Annotated in this window: 1 protein-coding gene and 3 rRNA genes; all 4 read left to right on the forward strand. The window is 35.0% G+C overall.

Annotated elements, in window-relative coordinates; all coding sequences use genetic code 11:
- Nucleotides 1-128, forward strand: a 23S ribosomal RNA gene (locus tag WAZ07_RS26050); the annotation flags it as partial.
- Between the two features lie 50 nt (nucleotides 129-178).
- Nucleotides 179-294 (forward strand): 5S ribosomal RNA (gene rrf, locus WAZ07_RS26055).
- Between the two features lie 236 nt (nucleotides 295-530).
- Complete coding sequence (locus WAZ07_RS26060; RefSeq protein ID WP_336474710.1) at nucleotides 531-1,439, forward strand: DMT family transporter; 909 nt, start codon at nucleotides 531-533, stop codon at nucleotides 1,437-1,439.
- Between the two features lie 479 nt (nucleotides 1,440-1,918).
- A 16S ribosomal RNA gene (locus tag WAZ07_RS26065) occupies nucleotides 1,919-2,042 on the forward strand; the annotation flags it as partial.

Here is a 2,042-nt window from a genome sequence, read left to right on the forward strand (position 1 = left end):
TCAAGATGAGATTTCCCATAGCGTTAAGCTAGTAAGATCCCTGAAAGATGATCAGGTTGATAGGTTCGAGGTGGAAGCGTGGTGACACGTGGAGCTGACGAATACTAATAGATCGAGGACTTAACCAAATAATATGAAGCAAATGTTATCTAGTTTTGAAGGAATATACCTTCATAAGTCTGGTAATGATGGCAGAGAGGTCACACCCGTTCCCATACCGAACACGGAAGTTAAGCTCTCTAGCGCCGATGGTAGTTGGGACTTTGTCCCTGTGAGAGTAGGACGTTGCCAGGCAATCTGAGACGAGTCAGTATGACTCGTCTTTTTTGTGTATGTACATAAAAATAGCTTTAATCATTGTAAATAATGAGCCTAAATATAGAAAGGGAGAGACTGAAGAGTTTTTTTAACAGTATAATTTACAAATACATAGAGCCATAACTTTTTTACTATAGTACACAGTAGGGGGATTTACATATGGTATGGAAGCATATAGGGGAAAGGAGGAGAAAATCATTAAAGGAATATGTATGCTATTAATTGCGATTATACTGTGGGGTGGAGCAATTGCTCCAACGAAGTGGGTGCTAGAATCAATACAGCCATTTACGTTATTATTTCTTCGCCTTTGTTTTGCTGGAGGAATATGTGTGCTGTTTTCTTTTAATCAGTTACGCAAAAGTATTGTAAATAGAGATATTCCGTGGAAAAGGGTTAGTTTATTATCTTTTACTGGTGTGGCGGGCTATTTTATGTTTACGTCATATGGTATTGCTTTAACAAGTGGCTTACACGTCAGTATTATTGATGCTGCATTACCATTAGTTACAATTGTTTTTTCTGCTCTTTTTTTAAAAGAAAGAATTCACATCAATTATTGGATTGGAATTGTATTAGGTTTTATTGGTGTAGTATGTATTACAATCCCATCTAATAACGATACTCAAAGTGCTTCTCTGTTAGGGGATATACTTATTTTGTGTAGTACCTTTTTATTTGCTTACTATACAATATTGTTAAAACGACCAAAACAAGAAAAGAATCTATCGAATGAAGTATTTACAACATTGACATTACTTATTGGAGCGGTTATTTTATTCCCTTTTGCTGCTATGGAAGCTTTTTATTATGGTCTGCCTAAACTAAATGCGTGGAAGACAGGATTTAGTTTTATGTATCTTGTTGTTGGTGCAACGATTCTTGCTTATTGGTTTTGGAATAAGGCGTTAGAAGAAGTTTCTGCGTCAATAAGTGGACTGTATTTAAATGCACTTCCGCTAGTTAGTATTTTTGTCTCTATTGTTTTATTAAATGAATCTGTAACATGGAAAGTAATGATAGGTGGCATTTTAGTTCTTCTTGGCGTAGTATGGGCGGATCAAAATAAATTGCGAGCTGTAATAAAATCTGTAGATAGAGGAACTGATAGTAGTGTATGAACAAAGAAGGCAGGTTAATTATCTTATCTTCTTTGTTTGTATACTAAAACGAAACTAATAATAAATGTATATAAGAAATAAGTCTCAGCAATCATTGGATTAAGCTATTTACATGATTGAGGTCAGTGTTCTCTTTTAATAAAATGTTATAGAAGACAGTATATATGGAGAATTGTGATTGATCATATTTTCACTCAATGATGTAGTGAAGCAATCAAATTAAGTGATTGATTGAAAAATGGTATACGTATTAATTTTTTTATTAAAAGTATTGACTATCCCTATATAGGGGTGTATTATTATATGAGTCGCCAGTGAAACAAAGTAACTGCGATAACAAAATAAAAAACTTAGTTGACATTGAATGACTAAGATGTTAACATAAGGAAGTCGCAAACAGGCGGCAAACAAGTTCTTTGAAAACTGAACGAAACAAACAACGTGAAACGTCAATTTTTATTTATGATGCTAGACAAACTTTATTGGAGAGTTTGATCCTGGCTCAGGATGAACGCTGGCGGCGTGCCTAATACATGCAAGTCGAGCGAACCGATTAAGAGCTTGCTCTTAAGAAGTTAGCGGCGGACGGGTGAGTAACACGTA

The sequence above is a fragment of the Bacillus bruguierae genome, assembly GCF_037104725.1.
Lineage (GTDB): Bacteria > Bacillota > Bacilli > Bacillales > Bacillaceae_G > Bacillus_A > Bacillus_A bruguierae.

Coding starts and splice junctions, on each gene's coding strand:
- WAZ07_RS26060 (WP_336474710.1), top strand. CDS start 531: ATGCTATTAATTGCGATTATACTGTGGGGTGGAGCAATTGCTCCAACG.